Origin of the sequence: Mangrovimonas cancribranchiae (assembly GCF_037126245.1) — a bacterium.
In the GTDB taxonomy this organism is placed as follows: Bacteria; Bacteroidota; Bacteroidia; order Flavobacteriales; family Flavobacteriaceae; genus Mangrovimonas; species Mangrovimonas cancribranchiae.
Window position 1 is genome coordinate 1,869,858 of the sequence record NZ_CP136925.1, and the last position, 18,371, is coordinate 1,888,228.

General features: G+C 32.6%; 24 protein-coding genes. 14 read left to right on the forward strand and 10 right to left on the reverse strand.

All coding sequences use genetic code 11. From position 1 onward, the window contains the following. The first annotated feature begins 100 nt into the window (after nt 1-100). Entirely contained in the window at nt 101-577 is a 477-nt protein-coding gene (locus R3L15_RS08395) for a nucleoside deaminase (protein WP_338731102.1), read from the forward strand. Here R3L15_RS08395 and R3L15_RS08400 read toward each other — a convergent pair. After that, nucleotides 574-981 carry a hypothetical protein gene (locus tag R3L15_RS08400; protein ID WP_338731103.1) on the reverse strand — a complete coding sequence of 136 codons (408 nt, stop codon included), beginning with the start codon at nt 979-981 and terminating at the stop codon, nt 574-576. The genes R3L15_RS08395 and R3L15_RS08400 overlap by 4 nt on opposite strands. Beyond that, the gene (locus tag R3L15_RS08405; RefSeq protein WP_338731104.1) at nt 962-1,552 is read right to left on the reverse strand and encodes an RNA polymerase sigma factor; all 591 of its coding nucleotides are present in this window, start codon (nt 1,550-1,552) and stop codon (nt 962-964) included. The genes R3L15_RS08400 and R3L15_RS08405 overlap by 20 nt, the downstream gene beginning before the upstream one ends. A 140-nt stretch (nt 1,553-1,692) precedes the next feature. Here R3L15_RS08405 and R3L15_RS08410 point away from each other — a divergent pair, with 140 nt between their 5' ends. The 3 genes from R3L15_RS08410 (at nt 1,693) to R3L15_RS08420 (ending at nt 3,445) form a co-directional block, all read left to right on the forward strand. Next, nucleotides 1,693-2,040: a DUF6249 domain-containing protein gene (locus R3L15_RS08410; protein ID WP_125468203.1), complete on the forward strand. Its 348-nt coding sequence runs from the start codon at nt 1,693-1,695 to the stop codon at nt 2,038-2,040. A 75-nt stretch (nt 2,041-2,115) separates the two neighbouring features. Continuing rightward, nucleotides 2,116-3,096: a hypothetical protein gene (locus R3L15_RS08415; RefSeq protein ID WP_338731106.1), complete on the forward strand. Its 981-nt coding sequence runs from the start codon at nt 2,116-2,118 to the stop codon at nt 3,094-3,096. Next, nucleotides 3,089-3,445 carry a MauE/DoxX family redox-associated membrane protein gene (locus R3L15_RS08420; RefSeq protein ID WP_338731108.1) on the forward strand — a complete coding sequence of 119 codons (357 nt, stop codon included), beginning with the start codon at nt 3,089-3,091 and terminating at the stop codon, nt 3,443-3,445. Before R3L15_RS08415 ends, R3L15_RS08420 begins: the two co-directional genes overlap by 8 nt. Here the strand turns inward: R3L15_RS08420 and R3L15_RS08425 are convergent. After that, nucleotides 3,438-4,100 (reverse strand): uracil-DNA glycosylase family protein, encoded by a 663-nt coding sequence (locus tag R3L15_RS08425; protein ID WP_338731110.1) that lies wholly within the window; start codon nt 4,098-4,100, stop codon nt 3,438-3,440. The genes R3L15_RS08420 and R3L15_RS08425 overlap by 8 nt on opposite strands. 65 nt (nt 4,101-4,165) lie before the next feature. On the opposite strand from R3L15_RS08425, the gene R3L15_RS08430 reads away from it, so the two are divergent. Beyond that, nucleotides 4,166-4,294 carry a 30S ribosomal protein THX gene (locus tag R3L15_RS08430; RefSeq protein WP_125468199.1) on the forward strand — a complete coding sequence of 43 codons (129 nt, stop codon included), beginning with the start codon at nt 4,166-4,168 and terminating at the stop codon, nt 4,292-4,294. Here R3L15_RS08430 and yaaA read toward each other — a convergent pair whose 3' ends face one another. From yaaA to R3L15_RS08455, 5 genes are all read right to left on the reverse strand, one after another. After that, nucleotides 4,295-5,053 carry a peroxide stress protein YaaA gene (gene yaaA / locus R3L15_RS08435; RefSeq protein ID WP_338731112.1) on the reverse strand — a complete coding sequence of 253 codons (759 nt, stop codon included), beginning with the start codon at nt 5,051-5,053 and terminating at the stop codon, nt 4,295-4,297. It lies immediately after the preceding gene. Between the two features lie 98 nt (nt 5,054-5,151). Then, nucleotides 5,152-7,215, reverse strand: a complete 2,064-nt coding sequence (locus R3L15_RS08440) for a glycosyltransferase family 9 protein (protein WP_338731113.1) — start codon at nt 7,213-7,215, stop codon at nt 5,152-5,154. Between the two features lie 53 nt (nt 7,216-7,268). Next, nucleotides 7,269-7,487 (reverse strand): hypothetical protein, encoded by a 219-nt coding sequence (locus R3L15_RS08445; RefSeq protein WP_338731114.1) that lies wholly within the window; start codon nt 7,485-7,487, stop codon nt 7,269-7,271. A 63-nt stretch (nt 7,488-7,550) separates the two neighbouring features. Further along, nucleotides 7,551-8,591, reverse strand: a complete 1,041-nt coding sequence (locus tag R3L15_RS08450) for an RluA family pseudouridine synthase (protein ID WP_338734127.1) — start codon at nt 8,589-8,591, stop codon at nt 7,551-7,553. A gap of 7 nt (nt 8,592-8,598) precedes the next feature. Next, the gene (locus R3L15_RS08455; protein WP_338731116.1) at nt 8,599-9,156 is read right to left on the reverse strand and encodes a PASTA domain-containing protein; all 558 of its coding nucleotides are present in this window, start codon (nt 9,154-9,156) and stop codon (nt 8,599-8,601) included. 153 nt (nt 9,157-9,309) lie between these two features. Here R3L15_RS08455 and R3L15_RS08460 point away from each other — a divergent pair, with 153 nt between their 5' ends. Both R3L15_RS08460 and coaD read left to right on the forward strand, forming a co-directional pair. Further along, a complete protein-coding gene (locus tag R3L15_RS08460; RefSeq protein ID WP_338731118.1) occupies nt 9,310-10,287 on the forward strand; it encodes a D-alanine--D-alanine ligase in 978 nt (325 codons plus the stop codon). A gap of 43 nt (nt 10,288-10,330) precedes the next feature. Further along, nucleotides 10,331-10,786 (forward strand): pantetheine-phosphate adenylyltransferase, encoded by a 456-nt coding sequence (gene coaD, locus R3L15_RS08465; protein ID WP_338731120.1) that lies wholly within the window; start codon nt 10,331-10,333, stop codon nt 10,784-10,786. A gap of 3 nt (nt 10,787-10,789) precedes the next feature. On the opposite strand, the gene R3L15_RS08470 is transcribed toward coaD, so the two are convergent. Together R3L15_RS08470 and R3L15_RS08475 are read right to left on the reverse strand one after the other, a co-directional pair. After that, the gene (locus R3L15_RS08470; protein ID WP_338731121.1) at nt 10,790-12,412 is read right to left on the reverse strand and encodes a SulP family inorganic anion transporter; all 1,623 of its coding nucleotides are present in this window, start codon (nt 12,410-12,412) and stop codon (nt 10,790-10,792) included. Nucleotides 12,413-12,570: 158 nt separating this feature from the next. Further along, nucleotides 12,571-13,239, reverse strand: coding sequence for a M15 family metallopeptidase (locus R3L15_RS08475; protein ID WP_338734128.1), 669 nt, complete (start codon nt 13,237-13,239; stop codon nt 12,571-12,573). 32 nt (nt 13,240-13,271) lie between these two features. Here R3L15_RS08475 and R3L15_RS08480 point away from each other — a divergent pair, with 32 nt between their 5' ends. From R3L15_RS08480 to R3L15_RS08510, 7 genes are all read left to right on the forward strand, one after another. Beyond that, nucleotides 13,272-13,871 (forward strand): alpha-ketoglutarate-dependent dioxygenase AlkB, encoded by a 600-nt coding sequence (locus R3L15_RS08480; protein WP_338731122.1) that lies wholly within the window; start codon nt 13,272-13,274, stop codon nt 13,869-13,871. 282 nt (nt 13,872-14,153) lie between these two features. Then, a complete protein-coding gene (locus R3L15_RS08485; RefSeq protein ID WP_338731123.1) occupies nt 14,154-15,134 on the forward strand; it encodes a serine aminopeptidase domain-containing protein in 981 nt (326 codons plus the stop codon). 220 nt (nt 15,135-15,354) lie between these two features. After that, entirely contained in the window at nt 15,355-16,215 is an 861-nt protein-coding gene (locus tag R3L15_RS08490; protein WP_338731125.1) for an SPFH domain-containing protein, read from the forward strand. A gap of 1 nt (nt 16,216) precedes the next feature. Continuing rightward, on the forward strand, nt 16,217-16,684 hold the full coding sequence (locus tag R3L15_RS08495; protein WP_338731126.1) for a hypothetical protein: 468 nt from the start codon (nt 16,217-16,219) through the stop codon (nt 16,682-16,684). A gap of 3 nt (nt 16,685-16,687) precedes the next feature. Then, entirely contained in the window at nt 16,688-16,846 is a 159-nt protein-coding gene (locus tag R3L15_RS08500) for a DUF4177 domain-containing protein (protein ID WP_338731127.1), read from the forward strand. A 2-nt stretch (nt 16,847-16,848) separates the two neighbouring features. Beyond that, complete coding sequence (locus tag R3L15_RS08505) at nt 16,849-17,031, forward strand: Arc family DNA-binding protein (protein WP_338731128.1); 183 nt, start codon at nt 16,849-16,851, stop codon at nt 17,029-17,031. Between the two features lie 57 nt (nt 17,032-17,088). Continuing rightward, nucleotides 17,089-18,354, forward strand: coding sequence for a DUF819 family protein (locus R3L15_RS08510; RefSeq protein WP_338731129.1), 1,266 nt, complete (start codon nt 17,089-17,091; stop codon nt 18,352-18,354). The last annotated feature ends 17 nt before the right edge of the window (nt 18,355-18,371 follow it).

Below are 18,371 nucleotides of genomic sequence, written 5' to 3' on the forward strand. Positions count from 1 at the left end.
ATATCAATATTCCATAGCTTTATAGCTAACAAATTACACCACTAAGCTCTTAAAATTTGTCCTTATATTTGCAAATGTTAGATTAAAAAATCACATACAATTGACAGAAAACGATAAACATTTTATGACACGTGCCATTAGCTTGGCAGAAGAAGGCATGAACAAAAATGCTGGCGGACCTTTTGGGTGTGTTATAGTAAAAAACGGAAAAATTGTTGCCGAAGGGCATAACTGTGTTACCTCAACCAACGATCCTACCGCACATGCCGAAGTTGTTGCCATTAGAAAAGCTTGCGAAGCTTTAGGAACATTTCAATTAGACGATTGCACTATTTACACCTCATGCGAACCCTGCCCTATGTGTTTAGGGGCTATTTATTGGGCTAGACCTCAAAAAGTATTTTATGCTTGCGATAAAAAAGATGCTGCCAATATAGATTTTGACGACCATTTTATTTACGAAGAAATTGATAAACCTATTTCTGTACGAAGTATCTCTTTTCAACAAATTTTACAAAAAGAAGGTGTTTCTGTTTTTAATAAGTGGACCAATAAAGTTGATAAAACCGAATATTAGAACTGTAAGCGTTTATTAAAATAACGCTTAAGCCACGTTAATTGCACTAATAGCATAATACCAAAAAATAGTATCGCATAAACTAAACTTGTTGGTAATTGGGTACTAGGAAAGATATTACCTAGTCTAGAAACTATACTAAAGTCTAAAAAAGTTAACCAAGAGGCTTGGGTAAAAGTTACATTAACTAAAATTGCAGCTAAAAACCCTACAAAAACGACTGCTATTGCTATCCATACAGATCTTGAAATTAACGGTTTGTAAGTAGTTACCTTAGTATTATTTATAGCATGTATTTTAGACATCACTTGTGTTGAAAATTCTAATGAAGGTGATTCTAAACTTGAATTTTCAAAAATATTGTCTATAAATTGCGTTACCTGTTTATCTGTCTGGTCTTTCATAACTTGCTATTAATTCAGGTTCTAAATATTGTTTTAAAATAGTGGCTAGTTTTTTCCGGCTTCTAAACAATTTAACCTTAACATTGTTCTGGGTTATACTCATTATTTTTGATATTTCACTTAAAGACTTTTCTTCAAAATAATATAATGTTAGCAAAAACCCTTCATCGTTTGGAAGCTTACTTATGCAACTTGTAATCGCCTCCTTACGTTCTACAGCAACCAAAGCATTAAAAGCATTATCTATACTTTTTACTTCACGTTCTGTAAAACTATCTATTGGCACTTCATTAAAATGCTTCCTATTTTTTTTAATTCTGTCTAAACAATTGTTATACGTAATTTTATATATCCATGTAGACAATTTAGAATCGCCTTTAAACTTTTCTAGTGATTTATACACTTTAATAAACGTATCTTGTGCAACCTCTTCCGCTTCTTCGCGATGTTTTAACATTTGTAATGCTAAACTAAACACTAAATCTTTATATGTATCAACCAACGTTACAAAAGCAGCTGTATTGCCTTGTAATACTTGATGGATGATTTTTTGGTTGTTAGTGTCTTTCATTTTAGCATAAGACGATAGGTTTTCCTGTTTGGTTACATATGTAAAGAAAAAAAAATTTTAAAAAAGTTGTAACCATAATTAAAAAACTGTCGTCATAAACTATGAACTCATTAAAAATAATCAATTAAAAACAAACAGTCATGGGATCAGAAGTTATTATTTTACCTGTTATTTTCGGCGCCGTTTTCGGCATATTTTACTTATACTTTTCAACAAGAAACAAAGAACGTCTTGCTTTAATTGAAAAAGGTGCCGACGCTAGTATTTTTGTTAAAGGGAAACAGAAAACAGCTCCTATTTGGAAAGTTTTAATATTAAACTTAGCCTTATTATTAACTGGTATTGGCTTAGGCTCTTTTATTGCCTTGTTACTAGAAAGTTATACAACTATTAACGACAATGCCATTTATCCGTCATGTATTTTTACTATGGCTGGTTTAGGACTTTTTGCTGGTTTTAACATGACAAAAAACTTAGACAAAGAATAACGCTCTTACAGTAAAAAATTCATCAAAACGGTTTCCATACTTTGGAAGCCGTTTTTTATTTGGTATCTTCACTTTATGAGAAATTTTCATCTACTAGTGTTAAGCTGTTTAGGCTGGCTTCCCATTTTTTCGCAAACTTATATTATTGATGACAATACAAAAGAAAGCGTCCCTTATGCCACCGTGTCTTTTGGAAACGGACAAGGTATTTTTGCAGATGAAGATGGGATGTTTCTTTTTACCAAAAAACTATATTCTGATGTAGATTCGCTATTTATATCGTCGCTTGGTTATAAAAATATAGAACTACACTCTAGTAAACTTCCAGATACTATTTATATGCCTCAAAAAGTGGACAAACTGGATGAAGTTTTTATTTATGCTGTTAAAAATCGTGATTATGATGTTGAAACCTTAAAACCCTATCTTGACGACGATTATTACAAATGTTGGCTACCTACAATAGAATCGGAAATAGCTGTGTTTTTCCCCAACAAAGACAAATTAGATAAACAACTAAGTCAAGTGCATTTTCCTATAGCTTTAGAATCGCAAGATTGGAGCAAACGAAAACGAAAAAACGCTGATAAAAAACCATTCTCAACCCTATTTAAAGTTAATTTTTATAGTAATAATGATGGCTTTCCAGGAGATCCATTACTCTTTGAAAATGTGGTGTTTCGTGTTACCGAAAAAGATGGCGACCAATACAATCTAGACGTTTCAAGTCATAATATTTTCATTCCTAAAACAGGAATTTTCATTTCTTTACAAGTTCTTGGATACACAGATAAGAACGGCAAATTACTTCCTAATAAGAAATATAAAGAAATAAAAGGTAGACAAGGTTTGGTAAAAATACCCACCAATTTTAGACCGCTCTTACCTTTTACAGATGAAATTTCGTATAACAAAACTTATACAAAAAGAGTGTTTCTTCATAATAACAAATGGATTCAGTTTAATAAAGCTACTGCTCCAAATTCAAGTTTAATAAGGCAAAATGCGAATAACTATGGTATGGGAATTAGCTTTAAACAATTTAAGGATGAGTAACCTTTGGCACTTGTACGTTATGGCTATAATTTACATTTTAGCTGGCATTATGCACTTTGTAAAACCTAAAGTATACATGCGAATTATGCCCAGGTATTTACCTAACCATAGGTTTCTAGTGTATTTAAGTGGTTTTTTCGAAATTCTTTTTGGGGTTTTACTATACTTTAATAGTACAAGAAACTTAGCTATTTATGGCATTATTTTAATGCTCACCATTTTTTTACTTGTTCATTTTTATATGCTTTCAAGTGAAAAAGCTGGTGCAGGTTTCCCGAAATGGCTTTTAATTTTAAGACTTCCGCTACAATTTGCTTTAATGTATTGGGCTTATTTATATCTTACTTAAAAAACTCGGTGTATTGCATTACCCTAAAATCTAACGTACTAAAATTAGAATCGCGTTGCTTTAATTGTTTGTAAAGCGCCATACTACCAACGGCTCTGTTAGCACTTCCTGAAGGCGCCGTTAGAGAGACTGTTTTTATTATACGCGATGTATTTGGCACTAAAAACTGATGTATTCTTGGCACCTGATTAGAAACTACTTTAAGTTTAATTCCATGAGGTTTTATATGTCTTCTAAAAAAATATTCAGGACCATTTTTACTATTTCCACCCATAAAAAGCAATGTTTTAATGGTTGTATGCTGTTGCAAAATCTTAATCATATCTCGCAACTCAACATCTTGCATTCCTAAATCTGACGCATCAATTTTATCACGCTTGGCTTTTTCAACCATATCGCAAATGCCTATGTTGTGTTTTTTAAGAAACGATTTTCTATGCACAACAGCTTCTTCTGTATTTTCAAATTTTAGGTTTAAATCAAATATCCTGTTTAAAATTTTCCATAATTGTCCATCGCGACTACCATAACAAAAATTAACATCGTCTGGTTTTAAATCGCCCGTTGTAAATCTAGGCGGTGGCAATGTCCCAACAATTAATTTTGACGTGTCTTTTGGAATAAACGGTTTATAAGGATGTTGATGTATAAACACTAGCGTTTTTTTTTGAATTTATTCTTCGTTTTTGTAAATTATAGTGAACTCAAAATTGATTAACTATGGGAAAAGGCGATAAAAAGACAAAACGCGGAAAAATACACAGAGGCACTTATGGCGTAAGGAGACCACGTATAAAGAAAAAGCCGCGCCCTGAAAACAAAATTGACGTTAACAAAAAAGCCAAATAACTACCTTGTAAACACAAGTTTTTTGTCTGTTGATAAGGCTTCGCTAAAACGGTAATTTTCTACATCGAATCCTTTAACATCTTCAATGGTTTTTGCATCATTCTCCACAATATACCGTGCCATTAAACCACGTGCTAGTTTAGCGTAAATGGCAATGGTTTTATATTTTCCATTTTTTAGTTCTTTAAAATCAACATCAATCACCGGTGCTTTTAACGCTTTTCTATCTATAGCTTTAGCATACTCATTACTTGCTAAATTTAAAAATACGTCGTCTTCTTGTAATTCTTCATTTAAAGATTGCGTCACTTTTTTTCTCCAAAATTCATATAGGTTTTTATTTTTTCCTACAGGCATTTTAGTTCCCATTTCTAAGCGGTAAGGTTGTATTAAATCTAAAGGTTTTAACACCCCATAAAGTCCAGAAATTATCCTTACTGTATTTTGAAGTTTATCTAGTTTATTTTCTGCAATGGTATACGCATCTAATCCTCTGTAAACATCGCCATTAAAAGCGTACACAGCTTGTCTGGCATTATTTGATGTAAATGGCAATTCCCAATCTTGATTACGTTGGTAATTTAACTGTGCCAAGTTATCTGAAATTCCCATAAGCTTAGATAAACTTTTAGGTGATTTTTTCTTTAGCAAAGTATTTAAACGTTCAGCTTCTTTTAAAAAACAAGCTTCCGTCGTTTTTGAAGTTGGCAGATTACTTTCGTAATCTAATGATTTTGCTGGAGATAAGACGAGTTTCATAAATCATGATATTTTTTATAAAATTACAATGGTATTCATATTTTATCAAACAATTTTGTCATATTCTCGTTATTACTTTATAAGTTTTTTCGATTGCATTATTTTAAATGCATCATAGGTGTAAAAATATCTAAGGACACTAAAGAGCTAAACATTTCTCTAAATTGTTCTGGCATATTTTTGGTGTTAATAATCTCTCCATTAAAAGCACTAGAAAAATAATGTTGGCTTTCCTCGTCTGAAAACTCTAACAAATATTCATTTTCTAAGTTTTTAAAAACATAGCTATTATTTTTCTCCTTTTTTAACTGAAACTCTGTATTGTAATAATAGATTTCTTGGCTTGTAAACCCTAATTTATCCAATAGTTTTTGCAATCTATAAAAAAGCCTATTGGGTAAAACGTTATTTAAACAAACTCTATCTTCACAATTAATAATAACATTATAGTTACACGTTAAATTACAATGACCTTTTTTACCCCATATTAACTCTACATTTTCTGAATATGCGCCCCAAGACCCTGGCCCAGTTGGTCCGTAAATAGTTAAAATTGGGCAGTTAAATGCTCCTGCCAAATGGGTAATACCAGAATCGTTACCTATATGAAACATGGCACCAGAGACGGCTTTAGCAACATCTTCTATACCGCCATCAATTATTTTAAAAGACAATTCACGACTTAAATAAGGTGAAATATCTGGATCCTTGGGGCCTTGTATAACTTGTACTTCTAACTCTGGGTAATAATTATGTATTTGTTCGATTAATTTAGCAAAGTATGTAATTGGCCAAGCCTTTAAAATAAATCCAGCTCCCGGGTGAACCGTGAAATATTTTTTTGATTTTAATGCTGTTTCATCTCTTTTAAAATAAGGAAACCCAGAATAATTATTCTCAATATTTGCGTGTAAACGAGCAACGCCATCAATATAATGTTTAATGGAATGTTGTTTAAGTTTCTTGCCTGTTATATATTCAATTTGATTAACCTCGTAGTTAAACTTAGGATGGTTTCCTAACTCTATTATAGTATCGTATTGCTTAGTTTCGATTTCTTTACTACTTATAACTGCAACACCGTTTAAGTAGGTTTTAAAAAAGTTAACCAATCTAGGCGCTAAAGCATAGGTTACTTTTTGGGATACTGCCTTTAATTTATAAACTGCAGGTATCGTAAAAAAAATGTCTCCCAAACCTCCATAAGATTTCTTTACAAGTACATTACCTAAACTTTTGTTTTGTTCTTTATCTAATTCTTGATTCTGTATTAAATTAATGTTGTTCCAAAATTCTGGTATCGTCTCCTTTATGGCTTTTAAAGCTTTTGCTTTATCATCTGGATAAAAGTTAAACGACCACGTTCCTACTTTATCATTAGTGATAATCTCACAATCAGATAAAAAAGCTTCTGCAGCTAACCGTCCTGAGGGTTCTGGCCAAACAGGTTTTATTATAATGGTTTTTGTTTTGCCTAGTATATTTAAAACCTCTTTGTTTTCTATTGGAGATTTAAACTTAATGTTTTTAGGGATATCTACTTGTAGTTTGTTTTCGCCATAAACAACAAATTGCTTATCTGGATGGTTAACAGCATAATCAACAAATTCATAACCACCTTTAAGGTTATTAAGGGTTCCAAAAAACGGAATTTGGTCTAGTTTCTCTTTTGAAATTTGAAGATTATCAACATCTACAGTTGGAGGCATTATTAAATGTTCACCTATTGCTTCTCCAAAAAAATCGTAATGATATTGATAATGTTTTGGTGATTGAAATACATTTAATCGTGCGTTAGCAAACAGATTTCTGTAAAGATGATATTTTTCATTATTACAGCAATTCTTAACGTTCTTTTCACTTAAACACAATAGGTTTCGCCTAACACAAAAATTATAATCGTACTCTAGCTTAACATATGGTTTATTACTGTTTATAATGTATTGGAGCAATTCTATTTCAAATTGACAACGCGATGTACTACTTACAATAATTATATTTGATTGAGCTATCTTCTCTTTGGTTATTTTAAAGTTTTCAAGAAGATTTAGTTCAACTAAAAACCCCAACTCGTCTCCATAGGAAATAAGTTGGGTTAATGTTAATTCGGCACCACGCTTTAAGGTTATGCCTGTATCGTGAAGGAATAAAATTCTATTCAATACTACATGTTGTATTAGCCACTGTAATATCCATCGTCATAATAGTCGTCATCTTAGTATCCATCATCGTAATAGCCATCACTATAATAACTATCGTCATAGTATCCATCATTGTAAGAATCGTCATCATAGTAACCATCACCATAATAACCATCGTAAAATGATCCATCGTCATCACTACTACAAGACGCTAACGAAACGCCTACTAAAGATGCTGCAGATGTAACTAATAAGGTTTGACCTGTTTTTTTAAGAAAATCTCTTCTATTCATAATAGCAAAATTAAGTTTCCTGAATTTTTCAAGAAAAAACTCTATTAAATATACAACTTTTTTTTAACTATCAATATGTTTGGCATAGTTACGCCATTTTTCAATGCAAAGGGTCATGTCTTCTGGCAACTCTGACGTAAAGCTCATCCACTTACCTGTTTTAGGGTGCTCGAAACCTAAGGTTTTGGCATGGAGCGCTTGTCGTGGTAAGACTTTAAAGCAGTTTTCTACAAATTGCTTGTATTTACTAAATGTGGTTCCTTTTAATATTTTTTCACCGCCATAACGTTCGTCATTAAATAAAGTATGGCCAATGTGTTTCATATGAACACGTATTTGGTGTGTTCTTCCTGTTTCTAACTTACAGGATACTAAGGTTACATAACCTAAACGCTCTATAACTTTGTAATGCGTTACGGCTGGTTTTCCCTTCTCTGCTTGATCGCCTAAGAAAACGGTATTTTGTAATCGGTTTTTAGGATGACGTCCTATGTTGCCTTCAATAGTGCCTTGATCTTCTTCAACATTTCCCCACACTATAGCAATATACTCGCGTTCACTAGTTTTATTAAAAAACTGTTTGGTTAAATGCGCCATAGCTGTTTCGGTTTTTGCTACAACCAAAAGACCGCTTGTATCTTTGTCTATACGATGCACCAACCCAGGTCTATTACTTGAGTTGTTTGGTAGGTTTTCAAAATGATAAATTAACGCATTTATTAATGTTCCCGAATAATTACCATGTCCAGGATGCACAACCATTCCTGCAGGTTTGTTTACAACTAAAAGCTCCTCATCTTCGTAAACAATATCTAACGGAATATTTTCTGGGGTAAGTAAATACTCAAATGGTGGGTGCTCGAAAAGCACCTGAATTTTATCAAAAGGTTTTACTTTATAGTTTTGCTTTACAGGAGTACCATTCACATGTATGTTACCACTCTTGGCCGCTGCTTGAATTTTATTTCGGGTAGCATTTTCAATAAAATTCATTAAGTATTTATCTATGCGAAGTGGCTGTTGCCCTTTCTCGGCTGTAAAGGAATAATGCTCATAAAGATCGTCCTCACTTTTCTCTATATCGTCTTGGTTTTCTTGAATCATGCGTTTCTTATTCTGGTCGGTTTCCATTACCTAAAACCAAGTCTATTTTTGATGTTTTTGGCAGCTTATCGCCTATTTTAATTTCCGAACCTTCAAACGTTACTTTTACCACCTCATCTTTACCTAAGTAATCTACATAAGAGGTTTCTCCGACTCTAAACCCTAAAGCTTCTAATGTGGGTTTGGCTTGCCTAAATGTTTTACCAACTAAATCTGGGACGTTTACTTTACGGTAACCAGAAGGGTTTAAGGTTAAATATATCTTTCGGTTTTCTTTTACTTTTTTGCCTGCTTTAGGGTCTTGATCTATTACAGCAAATTTTGGATAGTCGGGATTAAAGTTAGAAGAGTCTTGTATTTCCATTGCCAAGTGGTTATTATTTAACTCTATTTTTGCTACTTCTACAGACTTCCCTGTTAAATTTGGCACCGTTTCGAACTCGTTATGATTAGTAGAAACATTCAGCCATTTTAGTAGTAAAAAACATAATACAAACACCCCTATAATAGCAAGTATAACTTGCTTTAAAAAGGTTTTACTAGTAACAAACTTTATAAGACTCATGAAATTTTATTTATCAAACAAATATATAAAAACAGAACTGTTTTTTCTTTCGGTTATTATGTGATATTTTAGCTTAACCAATATTATTTACGTCGCATTGGTCGTTTTTGGATTATTATTTTAAAAAAGTCGCCTACACTATAGGTATAAAAAATGAAAAAAAACATCGCCATTATTATGGGTGGATATTCCAGCGAATTTGAAATATCCTTAAAAAGTGGTAACGTGGTTTACACATCGTTAAATCAAGATAAATATAATCTTTACCGCATACATATATTAGAACATAAATGGGTATATGTTAATGATGATAATGTTGAATTCCCTGTAGATAAAAATGATTTTTCTGTTATCATTCATGACCAAAAAATTCTTTTCGATTGTGTTTTTAATGCCATTCATGGTACACCTGGTGAAGATGGCTACATGCAAGGCTATTTAGAACTTTTAGGTATTCCGCATACCAGTTGCGGTATGTATCAAGCGGCATTAACATTTAATAAACGTGACTGTTTAAGTGTTTTAAAGCCTCATGGTATAAAAACAGCTCAGTCGTACTATGTCAATTTAGGTGATACTATTAGCGAAACAGCCATTATAGAAAAAGTTGGCTTACCTTGTTTTGTAAAAGCTAATAAAGCTGGTAGCAGTTATGGCATTACCAAAGTTTACAAGCAAGAAGACTTACAAGCCGCCATCGATTTTGCTTTTAAAGAAGATGACGAAATAATTATTGAAGCTTTTTTAGATGGTACCGAAGTATCTGTTGGTGTTATAAGTTACAAAGGAAATATTAAAGTTTTACCCATAACCGAAATTGTTAGCGAAAACGACTTTTTCGATTTTGAGGCCAAGTATTTAGGAAAATCACAAGAAATAACCCCTGCCAGAATTAATGAAGCCCAAGCTAAAAAAGTACGCACTTTAGCCAAAAAAGTCTATACCATTTTAAAAATGACAGGCTTTAGCCGAAGTGAATATATTTTTAAAGACGATGAACCACATTTATTAGAAATAAATACTGTTCCTGGTCTTACTGCCGAAAGTATTTTACCACAACAAGCAGCACAAGCAGGTATTTCGTTACAAGACCTGTTTAGTAATGCCATTGAAGAAGCTTTAAAAGCATAACACATTTATTATACGTAACTTTAAAGAATTAATAGCTTAAAAAATGAGACGAGCCATATTTCCTGGGTCTTTTGACCCCATAACATTAGGACATTACGACATTATTAAACGCGGTGTAAAACTTTTTGACGAAGTTATTGTGGCCATTGGGGTAAATGCAGAAAAAAAATACATGTTCTCTCTTGAAGAAAGAAAAGCCTTTATTGAAGCTTCTTTTAAAAATGAAGATAAAGTAAAAGTAGTGACTTACGAAGGTTTAACGGTTGACTTTTGCAAAGAAATCGATGCGCAATTTATTTTACGTGGCTTACGTAATCCTGCCGATTTCGAATTTGAAAAAGCCATTGCTCACACCAATAGAAAACTCTCTAAAATAGAAACTGTCTTTTTATTAACTGCTGCAAAAACATCATATATTTCTTCATCTATTGTTAGAGATGTTATAAGGAATCACGGCGATTACAGTAAACTAGTTCCCGATAGTGTTGTTGTAAAATAACCCCTAAAACTTATATTCTGAAAGCGATTTAGGAAACTCTTCTGGATTGGCTGCTAAATGATATCTTGGATCATCGATATCTTCTACAATAACCTCTTTAAATTTTGGACTAGCTTTATACAATAACGCTTTACAGTCTTCACTTAAATGTTTTAATGTAATTTTCTTCCCTGCGGCTTCATACTTTTCAACTATATTAAAGATGGCTTCTAAAGCAGAGTGATCGCTTACACGTGACTCTACAAAATCAATTTCAACTGTATCTGGGTCGTTTTTAACATCAAATTTATCGTTAAAGGCTTTTATAGAACCAAAAAATAAAGGCCCCCAGATTTCGTAAACTTTTGTTCCATTGTCTTTAACACGCTTTCTTGCTCTAATTCTTTTAGCATTTTCCCAAGAAAACACCAAAGCGCTCACAATAACCCCAGCAATTACCGCTATAGCTAAATCGAAAATTACGGTTAAACCAGAAACTAGTAATAACACAAATAAATCACTTCTTGGAATCTTACCGGCTATTCTAAAACTACTCCAAGCGAACGTACCAATAACGACCATAAACATAACACCTACTAAAGCTGCAATTGGCACTTGTTCTATTAATCCAGAAGCAAATAGGATAAAAAAGAGAAGTCCTAAAGCTGCCACAATACCAGACAAGCGTGTTCTTCCGCCTCCTTTAATGTTTATTATGGATTGCCCAATCATAGCACAACCGCCCATGCCTCCAAAAAGTCCCGTAACTATATTAGCACCTCCTTGCGCTAAACATTCTCTATTGGTGTTTCCTCTAGTTTCGGTTAATTCATCTATTAAGTTTAACGTCATTAAAGATTCTATTAAACCTACCGCTGCTAAAATTAATGCATACGGGCCAATAAATTTAAGTGTTTCCCATGTCATTGGGACTTTATTAAAAATATCTGTTTGGAATGTTGGCAAACCACCTTTTAAACCTTCGCCTCCACCATCTCTAATAAAGCTTCCTACAGTTGCTACATCTAAATTTCCAAAAATCACTATAGCCGAGACGACTAAAATGGCAATTAAAGCCTCTGGTAGTTTTTTATTTAGTTTTGGAAGTCCGTACATAATTCCCATTGTTAAGGCAACTAAAGCAATCATAATCCATAGTTTTGGCCCTTGCATCCAAACCACTTCGCCGTTAACAAACTCCTTAAACAACCCTAATTGCGACAAGAAAATAACAATAGCTAATCCGTTAACAAATCCCATCATTACTGGGTGAGGAATTAATCTCACAAACTTTCCTAGTTTAAATACTCCAGCAAGCATTTGAATAATTCCCATTAGAATTACGGTCGCAAACAAATAATACAACCCTAAGTTTTCGCCTTCTGCTCCCATAGCATTTCCTTCGGCAACTAGGCTTACCATAACTACTGCCAGAGCACCAGTTGCACCACTAATCATGCCTGGTCTACCACCAAAAATTGAAGTGATTAAACCAATCATAAAAGCAGCATAAAGCCCTACTAACGGATCTACCCCTGCAACAAAAGCAAAAGCAACAGCTTCTGGCACTAAAGCCAAAGCCACCGTAATACCACTTAAAATATCGTTCTTAGCATTTGCTGCTCGTTTTCTAATAAAACTTGTCATAAGGTTGAGTTATTTTGAAAGGCGCAAAAATACAGTTAAAATGTAGAAGCACAAACCTATATTATTATATTTCAATGAAGTTTTTTACACTAAAACGTTTGAGATACTTGCAGTCTAAGCGCAACATTATTTTCCTATTATATTCCTCAATAAAAAAACTATTGAATTTTAAAATCAAAATATGTTTTTGGAAACGGTTCGCCTCGTAATGTAAAATGCCACCATTCTTTAGCGTAATTCCTAAAGCCATGTTTTATCATAACTTGCTGTAATAGTTGTCTATTCTGTTTCTGTTTTAAAGTTATACCATCGTAATTTACCCAGGATTCTTGCCCAAAAAAGTCGTATGGACTTCCCATATCTAATGCTTCACCTGTATTACCGTTAATTATGGTTAAATCGACTGTACTTCCGCGACTATGACCAGATCGTGTAGCAATATATTCTTCTCGAAACAAATGGCGTTTTTCAACTTTGGGATAAAACTCTTGCTTATTTATGGTATCATTCAAGTCTTTAGCCCAAACCATAAAATGATTCACCGCTTGTTGTGGGCGATACCCATCAAAAACTTTTAAACATAAATTCTGCTCTTGCAATTCTTCTTGTACTTTTTTTAAAGCCTTTGCAGTAGGTTTTGTTAGAATGAGTTCATTCGCATAATAACCTGGTATGGTATCACCCACAAAATTATTTGTAGAATAATATCTTAACTCAATCGTTATGTCTGGAATTATTTCTTTGACATTAACAAACTCTTCTGGAAGAGCGTTTTGATCATTCACCAAAAGAAATAGGATAATATACAGTGTCGTTTTAAGTTTCATCATATATTGACTAATTTAGAAAAAAATAGGTTATGGACTTATTTTCAAACGAAAAAAACACCTTTAGTTTACCAGATGCTAAGCTAATTTATTATCCTAACTTTTTAAATAGAGCAAAAGCAAATATTTACTTTAAAACTCTTTTAAAAGAAACCCTTTGGCAACAAGATGATATTACTGTTTTTGGCAAAACCTATAAACAACCAAGATTAACAGCCTTGTATGCTGAAAATAACAAACCTTATTCCTACTCTAATATAAGTATGCATCCCAAAAAATTTACAAAAACACTTTTAAATTTAAAATTGGAAGTAGAAGATATATGCAATCACAATTTCTCTAGTGTACTCCTAAATTTATATAGAAATGGAAACGATAGTAACGGCTGGCATGCTGACAACGAAAAAGAATTAGGCAAACATCCAACAATCGCTTCTCTTTCCTTAGGAACAGAACGAGTTTTTAAATTTAAACACAGAACATTAAAAAATGAGAACCATAAACTGTTATTACAACATGGAAGTTTACTAATAATGAAAGGCGCTATGCAGGAGTTTTGGGTACATCAAATACCAAAAACAAAACAGCAAGTTGGTAAAAGAATCAACCTAACATTTAGGTATATTAATTAAAAAACCGAGGTCCCTCAACCTCGGTTTTCTGTTTCATTTGCATTCATATATGTAGTTAGATTTAGGGTCTCTAGTATCAACAACATAATGCAAATATTAATTAATTAATCCATTGAACTAAAAAGTAATTTTCTAGTACACACCAAATGTATAATTAAATACCTACAAGAACGTTTAAAGACACATATTTTCGATGAAATGCACTTTTTTTTAACATTTTGGGTCAAAATATTTAATTTTACCGACGAAATACATACCTGAAAATTAAAAAATCCGTTTTATATGCTAAGAATTATTATATCTTTAGATAAAGAAAATAAAAAAACAACTATGAAAAATTTGGCACGAATTATTTTAATCACATTTATAGTATTTCCTTTAGTAACTAAAGCACAAGACACTACATTCCAAATTAAAGAAATAGCTATCACAAAACTTATTGATGGTACATTATTAACTCCAAATAATAAAACTTCCAATTTGGTTATCATTATTGCTGGCTCTGGCCCTACAGATAGAAATGGCAACCAAAACTTTATGAAAAACAATTCGTTAAAAAAACTTGCCAAAGGAATAACTAAAAATGGTATCGCTACATTTAGGTATGATAAAAGATCGGTAAAACTTATTAAGCAAGGTAAAATAAATAACAGTAATATTTTATTTGATGATTTTGTAACAGACGCCCAAGCCGTAGTAGATTATTTTGCCAATACAGAAACATATAAAAACATATACATTGCTGGGCATAGTCAAGGTAGCCTTATTGGGCTTTTAGCTTCTAATAAACATGTGGCGGGTTTTATATCTCTTGCTGGAGCAGGAAAATCTATAGACAATGTACTATTAGAACAAATTGAAAAAAGCGCACCAGCTTTTAAAGAGCCTTCAGAAAAAGTGTTGACCTCATTAAAAGAAGGTAAAATCACTAGCGATTATCCGCCAGTTTTAGCAAGCCTTTTTAATGAGGACTTACAACCCTTTATGATTAATTGGATACAATATAATCCGGAGGACATTATAGCCAAACTAGAGATTCCCTGTTTAATTATTAATGGTACAAAAGATTTACAAGTATCTGTCGAAGAGGCAAAACTACTCCATCAAGCTGCTAAAAACAGTACGTTGAAAATAATCGATAATATGAATCATATTTTCTTTACTATAGAAGGCGATACTCTAGAAAACTCAAAATCCTATAATGAATCATCAAGAACAATAAACCCAGAAGTTATAAATGCTATAGTCAACTTTATTAAATAATAACCCCTCTCATTACAGAAAAGTAAAAAAGCAGTTCGAAATCGAACTGCTTTTTTTTTCAACTAACTAACCAACCAAAAATATGGATACTGTATAATAACTTATGGTTATCTACAGTATTAAACATAAAACAATATCTGTGCCAAACTTTAATTTGGAATTAAACAAAAACACATATATCTTTATGATATCATTTTAATATCACTTTAAATCAACTAATATGACACAAGAAAAAATTATTGTTCCAGCAAATGGCTACTTAATGCTATTTATTTTTGTTTTAATCTTCTTTGGAAGCATAGCAGCTATTGTAATAACCAAAAGCCCGTGGTTTATTATAACCATACTAAGCGCTATTATTTTAGCCATTGGTTTTGTTATGGTACAACCTAACGGTTCTAGAGTTCTACTATTGTTTGGAAAGTATGTTGGTACGATTAAAAAAAATGGTTTTTACTGGGTAAATCCCTTCTATTCAAAAAAGAAAATATCATTACGTGCTAGCAATTTTGATAGCGAACGTCTTAAGGTTAACGATAAATTAGGAAACCCTGTAATGATTAGTACCATTTTAGTATGGCGCGTAGAAAACACTTACAAAGCAGCTTTTGATGTTGATAATTACGAAAATTTTGTTCGCGTGCAAACCGATGCTGCTGTTAGAAAATTAGCCAGCATGTATCCTTACGATAATTTTGCCGATGAAGGTATGGATGAAGACATCACACTTAGATCAAGCGTAAATGAAGTTAGTGCTGCTCTAGAAAAAGAAATAGATGAAAGACTTTCCATTGCAGGCATAGAAGTTCTTGAAGCAAGAATTGGCTATTTAGCTTATGCTCAAGAAATAGCAAATGCCATGTTAAAACGCCAACAAGCAACAGCTATAGTTGCCGCAAGACATAAAATAGTAGAAGGTGCTGTAAGTATGGTTGAAATGGCACTTGAAGAATTAGGCAAAAAAGAGATTGTCGATTTAGATGAAGAACGTAAAGCAGCTATGGTCAGCAACCTAATGGTAATTCTTTGTGGTGATAAAGACGCCTCACCAGTAGTTAATGCAGGAACATTAAATCATTAAAATGAAAAAAAGATTTGTTTTAGTACAGGGCTATGTTTCTATGGATAACGACACATTATATGTTGAAAACAATAAACATAATATTGTACAAGACTTAAAAAGTAAAACCATTTTACCCATTATTGCAGGTATTTTGCTCTATAATATTATTCAAAAACAAAAATTTAATAGCACTATTGAAACGACAAAAGAAATTATATTATTAGGATTTCAATGGTTGGGCCTTATTGTTATAATTTTAATTATAGCTTATTTAATTTTTAAAATACATTGGTCGAATAAAATTATTATTAATAATTTAAAGAAGATAGAAATAGATAACTCTGATGATTTTGTAACAGAGATGACTTTAACAACAGTTAAAAATAGAGAAAAACACATGGAGTTTAGAAAACTTGAGAATCAGCTAGAACCATTTTTAGAAGAAATCAAAAAGAGAAATTCAAGAATTAAAATAAAATACAAATAATCAATGAAAGAATATAAAGTCGTTTCCAAATCTCTAGGTTTTAGGAGCCCAATACAAAAACTAGAGGATCACCTTAACCAATATGCCAGAGAAGGTTGGCAAGTTATACATATTAACACATCTATGACAACTATAGTCTTTGAAAGAGATAAAAATAGGTAACAATGTCTAAGAAAAAAGCATTTGCATTACGACTTAACGAAGATATGCTCAAAGCCATTGAAAAATGGGCTTCTGATGAGTTCAGAAGTACCAATGGTCAAATCGAGTGGATATTAATGCAAGCGTTAAAAGAGCACAACAGAGTTCCTAAAAAGAAATCCGATAAAAATAAAAGCGACTCATGAGTCGCTTTTTTTATACCCATTAATTTTGGTATTTTGCAGCACAAATTATAACTACACATGGAAAACCAACCAATATTCACAAACGATGCTATAGTTTTTGGGCTTTTAATGCTAGCTCTTGGCTTTGTATTTTATACAGAATCTAAAAAAACAGGCTTCTGGCCCGTATTTTACAAGTACATTCCTGGGCTGTTAATGTGTTATTTAATTCCAGCTATTTTTAACTCTTTAGGGTTAATCTCTGCCGATGTTTCTAAAACTTATTTTATTGCCAGCAGATATTTATTACCTGCATCATTAGTTTTATTAACCTTAAGTATTGACTTAAAAGCCGTTTTTAATCTAGGTTGGCGTGCATTAGCTATGTTTTTTACAGGAACTATAGGTATTATAATTGGTGGACCAATTGCTATTTTAATTGTGTCGACATTTTCTCCAGAAACAGTTGGCGGTGCAGGGTTTGATGCTGTTTGGAGAGGGCTTGCTACTTTAGCAGGAAGTTGGATTGGCGGCGGCGCTAATCAAGCTGCTATGTTAGAAATTTACGAATTCAATCAGGAGCTTTACGGCGGTATGGTATTAGTAGATATTGTAGTTGCTAATATTTGGATGGCCATTATTCTTTTAGGTATTGGAAAACGAAAAAAGATTGATAATTGGTTAAAAGCCGATAATACAGCCATTGATGAATTACAACAAAAAGTACAGAATTTTAGTGATAAAATCACCAAAATACCAACGCTAACCGACTTAATGCTTATTCTCATGTTTGCTTTTGTGGCGGTTGGAATTGCGCATTTTGGATCGGAAAAAATTTCAACATTTTTAAACGACAATTTTGTAGCTGTTAGCGACCCAAAAAGTGCTTTATCTTCCTTTGGTAGTAGTTTCTTTTGGTTAATATCTATTGCTACTTTAATTGGTATAATACTATCATTTACCAAAGCAAAAAACTTAGAAGGCGCTGGCGCAAGTAAAATAGGAAGTGTTTTTATTTATATTCTAGTTGCAACCATTGGTATGAAAATGGATTTAGGTAAAATATTTGAAAATCCTGGACTAATTTTAATTGGCTTAATTTGGATGGCCATCCATGCTGGATTACTCATTTTAGTCGCAAAACTTATTAAAGCACCTTATTTCTTCCTAGCTGTAGGAAGTCAAGCAAATGTTGGTGGAGCCGCTTCTGCACCAGTTGTTGCTGCTGCTTTTCATCCTTCTTTAGCAACTGTTGGTGCTTTACTAGCAGTATTTGGTTATGTAGTTGGAACTTATGGCGCCATTATATGTACAGAGCTTATGAAAATAGCTTCAGGTGCTTAAAAAATTCGTTTATATTT

Bases quoted from the DNA above. Each gene is read 5' to 3' on its own strand.
- R3L15_RS08510 (WP_338731129.1), top strand. From the start codon at position 17,089: ATGGAAAACCAACCAATATTCACAAACGATGCTATAGTTTTTGGGCTT.
- R3L15_RS08400 (WP_338731103.1), bottom strand. From the start codon at position 981: ATGAAAGACCAGACAGATAAACAGGTAACGCAATTTATAGACAATATT.
- R3L15_RS08405 (WP_338731104.1), bottom strand. From the start codon at position 1,552: ATGAAAGACACTAACAACCAAAAAATCATCCATCAAGTATTACAAGGC.
- R3L15_RS08505 (WP_338731128.1), top strand. From the start codon at position 16,849: ATGTCTAAGAAAAAAGCATTTGCATTACGACTTAACGAAGATATGCTC.
- R3L15_RS08420 (WP_338731108.1), top strand. From the start codon at position 3,089: ATGAGTAACCTTTGGCACTTGTACGTTATGGCTATAATTTACATTTTA.
- coaD (WP_338731120.1), top strand. From the start codon at position 10,331: ATGAGACGAGCCATATTTCCTGGGTCTTTTGACCCCATAACATTAGGA.
- R3L15_RS08475 (WP_338734128.1), bottom strand. From the start codon at position 13,239: ATGAAACTTAAAACGACACTGTATATTATCCTATTTCTTTTGGTGAAT.
- R3L15_RS08480 (WP_338731122.1), top strand. From the start codon at position 13,272: ATGGACTTATTTTCAAACGAAAAAAACACCTTTAGTTTACCAGATGCT.
- R3L15_RS08490 (WP_338731125.1), top strand. From the start codon at position 15,355: ATGACACAAGAAAAAATTATTGTTCCAGCAAATGGCTACTTAATGCTA.
- R3L15_RS08485 (WP_338731123.1), top strand. From the start codon at position 14,154: ATGCTAAGAATTATTATATCTTTAGATAAAGAAAATAAAAAAACAACT.
- R3L15_RS08450 (WP_338734127.1), bottom strand. From the start codon at position 8,591: ATGATTCAAGAAAACCAAGACGATATAGAGAAAAGTGAGGACGATCTT.
- R3L15_RS08500 (WP_338731127.1), top strand. From the start codon at position 16,688: ATGAAAGAATATAAAGTCGTTTCCAAATCTCTAGGTTTTAGGAGCCCA.
- R3L15_RS08445 (WP_338731114.1), bottom strand. From the start codon at position 7,487: ATGAATAGAAGAGATTTTCTTAAAAAAACAGGTCAAACCTTATTAGTT.
- yaaA (WP_338731112.1), bottom strand. From the start codon at position 5,053: ATGAAACTCGTCTTATCTCCAGCAAAATCATTAGATTACGAAAGTAAT.
- R3L15_RS08430 (WP_125468199.1), top strand. From the start codon at position 4,166: ATGGGAAAAGGCGATAAAAAGACAAAACGCGGAAAAATACACAGAGGC.
- R3L15_RS08415 (WP_338731106.1), top strand. From the start codon at position 2,116: ATGAGAAATTTTCATCTACTAGTGTTAAGCTGTTTAGGCTGGCTTCCC.
- R3L15_RS08470 (WP_338731121.1), bottom strand. From the start codon at position 12,412: ATGACAAGTTTTATTAGAAAACGAGCAGCAAATGCTAAGAACGATATT.
- R3L15_RS08460 (WP_338731118.1), top strand. From the start codon at position 9,310: ATGAAAAAAAACATCGCCATTATTATGGGTGGATATTCCAGCGAATTT.
- R3L15_RS08495 (WP_338731126.1), top strand. From the start codon at position 16,217: ATGAAAAAAAGATTTGTTTTAGTACAGGGCTATGTTTCTATGGATAAC.
- R3L15_RS08455 (WP_338731116.1), bottom strand. From the start codon at position 9,156: ATGAGTCTTATAAAGTTTGTTACTAGTAAAACCTTTTTAAAGCAAGTT.
- R3L15_RS08410 (WP_125468203.1), top strand. From the start codon at position 1,693: ATGGGATCAGAAGTTATTATTTTACCTGTTATTTTCGGCGCCGTTTTC.